The sequence below is a fragment of the Flavobacterium sp. genome (assembly GCF_036741995.1).
Lineage (GTDB): Bacteria > Bacteroidota > Bacteroidia > Flavobacteriales > Flavobacteriaceae > Flavobacterium.
In genome coordinates, this window is the sequence record NZ_DAINRG010000082.1 from 1 (window position 1) to 4,845 (window position 4,845).

Sequence of the window (4,845 nt, forward strand, 5' to 3'; positions counted from 1 at the left end):
CACCATGTCTGTTTTTGACAAAAATGTTATTCATCGATTCCAAGGTAGTTCTTGAAGCTACATCGGCCTGAACCATCACACGGTAGTACTTTCCGAATCGATTGAAATCAGAAGCCTGAGCACTACCATAGTACGTTTGCATGGTTAAGAGAATATCCCGGACGCTTACGCCCAATTGTTCCGCTTTTACATCATCCACTTCCATTTCCAGTTGTGGATAATCGGCTTTGAAACTCGTGAAGGCAAACGCAATCTCAGGTCGTTTCATTAACTCCCCAATAAAGGCATTACTCACTCCGCTAAATTTGCTGATGCTTTGGCCTGTTTTATCTTTTAAAACAATATCTAAAGCGTCAACATTACTGAAGCCCGGAACGGTTGGAAAAGTAAACACAAAGAAATTAGCTCCTTTTATGCCGGCAAGTCTACCACGTACATCATTCATAATGTCATTGATGTCCTGATGTTCGCCACGTTCTTTGGCTGGTTTCAGCAAGATAAAGGCAACTCCAGCCGAAGCACTGGTAGAGGAGGTCAACATATTAAAACCAGAAATGACATTCAATACTTTTTTGGAAGGTAGGTTCCCTAAGGTTCCTTCCACTTCTTTCATTACGTTTTTGGTTCTTTCCAAAGAAGCTCCAGCCGGCATTGACAACGAAATAGCAATAAAACCTTGGTCTTCTGATGGAATGAATCCGGTAGAAGTAGTTTTCACCATATAAACGGTTGCTACTATTACGACAGCCAATCCACCAAAACTTACCCATTTGTTTTTGATTAAAAAGCGTAAGCTGTTAACGTATTTATTGGTTAATTTGGTAAAACCAGTATTGAACCCAACGAAGAATTTCTCCTTAAAGTTTTTAGGTTTTTCTTCTCCGTGATGGTGATCGTCATGAGGCACATCTTTTAAGAATAAAGCTGCCAATGCCGGACTTAAAGTCAACGCATTTATCGCAGAAATCACAATAGCGATGGCCAGTGTAAAAGCAAACTGACGGTAGAAAACTCCGGTAGACCCTTCCATAAATCCAACCGGAAGAAATACTGCTGACATTACTAACGTTATGGAAATAATGGCTCCCGTAATTTCGCTCATGGCGGAGGTGGTAGCGGCTTTGGCAGACAACTTTTTGCTGTGCATTTTTTCGTGAACCGCTTCGACGACGACTATGGCATCATCGACGACAATTCCGATGGCTAACACCAAGGCAAAAAGCGTTAATAAGTTAATCGAGAATCCGAAGACCTGCATGAAAAAGAACGTTCCCAAAATAGAAACCGGAACCGCAATGGCCGGAATTAAAGTAGCTCTAAAATCCTGAAGGAATAAGAATACCACAAGGAAAACCAGAATGAAAGCTTCGATCAACGTATGCTCCACCTGCTCAATAGACAAATCAAGGGAATCTTTGGTATTGTACAGAATCAGGTGTTTTACATCTTTTGGGAAATCCTTTGATGCTTTTTCCATCATGGCTTTAATGGCAATCTGAACATCGCTTGAATTGGAACCCGGTAATTGGAAAATACCAATATTCAATCCTGATTTTCCATCAATTCGCGTGCTGCTTCCGTAGGTATACGAACCAAATTCAACTCTGGCTACATCTTTTAATCGAAGTACGGAACCATCTGCATTGGAATGAATTACAATGTTTTCATATTCCAGCGGTTTGTTTAATTTTCCTTTGTATTTAATTACGTATTCAAAAGCTTCTTTGCTGCTTTCGCCAAATCTTCCCGGAGCTGCTTCGAGATTTTTATCCTGAATGGCTCCCAAAACTTCCTGTGCGCTTAGCTTGTAACTTGCCATTTTGGAAGGATTCAACCAAACACGCATCGAATAATCCTTATTTCCTCCAAAAATGAAAGCCTGTCCTACTCCGGGAATCCTTTTTATATCCGGGATGATGTTTATCTGCGCATAATTGTTCAAAAAGGTTTGATCGTATTGTTTTTCATTTTCGGTGTATAAATCGACTACCATCAACAAACTGTTTTGTTTTTTAGTAGTCTGTATTCCCGCCTGAACTACTTCCGTAGGTAATTGACTGGTAGCTTGTGACACTCTGTTTTGCACGTTTACGGCAGCTCGGTCGGGATCGGTACCCAATTTAAAGTTTACCGTAATAACCAAGGATCCATCATTACTGGCGGTAGAACTCATATAGCTCATATTCTCCACTCCGTTAATGGCTTCTTCTAATGAGGGGGCTACCGAACGCAATACCGTTTCAGCATTAGCTCCCGGATAAAGGGCAACCACTTGTATTGACGGCGGTGCAATGTCGGGAAATTGTTGCAACGGCAATGCCTTTAACCCTATGACGCCGAGGATAACTATAAGTATAGCGATGACTGTTGACAGCACGGGTCTGTCAATAAATTTTTGTAACATGATGTTTGTTTATTGGTTTGTTGAATTAAATTTTAGCTACTGATTTTTTAGTATTATCAGGAACAATAGTGGCTCCGTCCGGCAGGTTTTCAAACCCTTTTAGTACAATTCGATCACCGATGGTAATTCCTTCTTTGATTAAATAATCGGTACCGCTTTTTCCGGATACTACAACCGGTTGACGGGTAACGGCATTTTTTTTGTCCAAAAGAAACACATAAATCTTATCCTGAATTTCAATCGTAGCATCCTGCGGAATCACGATAGTATTTGGATGTTGGATACTTATTTTTACTCTACCGGTATTTCCGGAACGCAACAAGCCATTGGCATTAGCAAATTTGGCTCTTAAAGTAATGGCTCCAGTGGTTTTATCAAACTGACCGTCTACCATATCCACTTTACCCAACTGTGGATAAATTGTATTGTCTGAAAGCACTAAAGAAACCGGCGCTAATCCTTTTAGTTTGTCTGAAATCGTATTGCCTTTGTAGAGTGTTTTGAAATGAATAAAATCATTTTCACTTAACGAAAAATAGGCATAAACCTCTTTTGTATCCGAAAGCGTTGTCAAAGATTCCGGGTCGGCCTGACTGATTAAACTTCCTTGTTTTTTTGGCAATCGGCCAATGTAGCCGCTAACGGGTGCTTTAATGGTAGTGTAACCCAAATTAATGGCTGCCGTTACTACCACTGCTTTTGATTGTGCTACCGTTGCTTTGGCTATAGCCAAATTAGCTTTTGCTGTTTTTAATTGGTAATCGGACACTACTTTATTAGCTACTAGCGGTGTAAGTTTTTCTACTTCCAATTGAGCGTTAATCACGGCTGCTTCGGCTGCGTTTAAACTGGCAGTAGCATTGTTGTACTGCTGACGGTAAGGGTTGTCGTTTATTTTAAATAAAGGTTGGCCAGCAGTTACGTAAGCGCCTTCATCTACAAAGATTTTATCCAAAGTACCGTTGACTTGTGATCTGATTTCGACATCGGTTTTGCCTTGAATAGCCACCGGGTATTCCGTTTCTGTGGCAGCAGAGGCATAAGCAATGTCCATAACCGGTAAAGTAGCAGGTGGATTGGCTGGTGCACCGGCATTTTTATCGGCACAACTGATTAAAAATAAAGCGAATAAGCTCAGAGTAATTATTCTTTTCATAGGATTTGAATTGTTAGTTAGTATTGATTTTTGTTTGCGATGGGTTATTGTTGTTGTTCTCATAATTATTGTTTCTTTTTGAAATAAACGTTCCAGAATTAAAGCTGATGGTTAAAAAAAATGCTATTGGTAATCTATTAATTCTGAAACGTTTATTCCAGAATTAAAGCTGTTTTAAAAAAAAATTATATTAATCTAATACAATCATTTTTGAAATGATTGTTCCAGAATTGGTTAAAAAAAATATTACTTACGTGTAATACTTTTGATAAGGTATTCAGACATCTTTTTGATGATAATCGGATCCTGATTTAGGATAAAAGCCTGTTTCCATCCGGTAAATGTCGTCATGATGTATTCTGCTAATAAAGAGGCATCCTCACTTCCATCTAATTCCTTATCATCAATCGCTTTTTGGATTACATCGGACAACATCTGAAGATAGCGTTCGCTATTTTTACTCAACACCTTTCTCACCTCAACATCTTCCGGAGCAATCTCAAATATGGTTTTGATTCCTAAGCATCCCTTTTCACAATCTACCACCCAAGCTGCTTTGTCACGAATTATATTGATAAGTGCCTGCAGGGCTGATTTCTCCTTGGTTATTTTTTCTTGTGTTTCCCGAAACCCAACTTCTGCATAGGAAGTCACACATTTAATAAACAAAGCGTGTTTATCGCCAATGGTATTGTACAAACTACTGCGGTTAATCTGCATTGCATCTACCAAATCCTGCATAGAAGTACCGTGATAGCCTTTTTCCCAAAAGACATTCATTGCTTTTTCTATAATCTCACATTCATTAAATTCAACACTGCGTGCCATGGTATGCTTATTTCTGGGACAAAGATATAATTAATTCTGAAACGGTTGTTTCAGAATTAATTTTTTTTTAAAAATATTTTTAGGAGATGCAAAAAATCACAGTAAAATTAGGAGCTGCGAGAGGTTTTCAATAAAAAATAAAAACATATAAAAAGCCGATTAGAAAACTAATCGGCTTTTTATATGTTTAAAACTAAAGTTTTTGAAGCTAGTTAATAACCTTTTTAATGACTTTCAATCCTTCAGTCGTCGTTATCTGAACCAATAGCATTTGATTAGTATCACCAACATTAATTCGGGTTTCTGAAGCATTAATATCTTTTTTCTCTTGTAACATTCTTCCTCGAATATCAAATACTTTTATAGAGGCCATAGTGAAGTTCCCAGTATTGATTACAAAAGCATTGGAAGGATTTTTATAAATAATCACTTGATTGGAATTGAACACAGGATTTGT

Annotated in this window: 4 protein-coding genes; all 4 read right to left on the reverse strand. The window is 38.3% G+C overall.

Features of this window, described 5'->3' with window-relative positions:
* On the reverse strand, positions 1–2,404 hold a 2,404-nt coding region (locus V7D82_RS13255; RefSeq protein ID WP_333601434.1), incomplete at its 3' end, for an efflux RND transporter permease subunit.
* Positions 2,405–2,429: 25 nt separating this feature from the next.
* Entirely contained in the window at positions 2,430–3,560 is a 1,131-nt protein-coding gene (locus V7D82_RS13260) for an efflux RND transporter periplasmic adaptor subunit (RefSeq protein ID WP_333601435.1), read from the reverse strand.
* 246 nt (positions 3,561–3,806) lie between these two features.
* Positions 3,807–4,388, reverse strand: coding sequence for a TetR/AcrR family transcriptional regulator (locus tag V7D82_RS13265; RefSeq protein ID WP_333601436.1), 582 nt, complete (start codon positions 4,386–4,388; stop codon positions 3,807–3,809).
* Positions 4,389–4,596: 208 nt separating this feature from the next.
* On the reverse strand, positions 4,597–4,845 hold a 249-nt coding region (locus tag V7D82_RS13270), incomplete at its 5' end, for a T9SS sorting signal type C domain-containing protein (protein ID WP_333601437.1).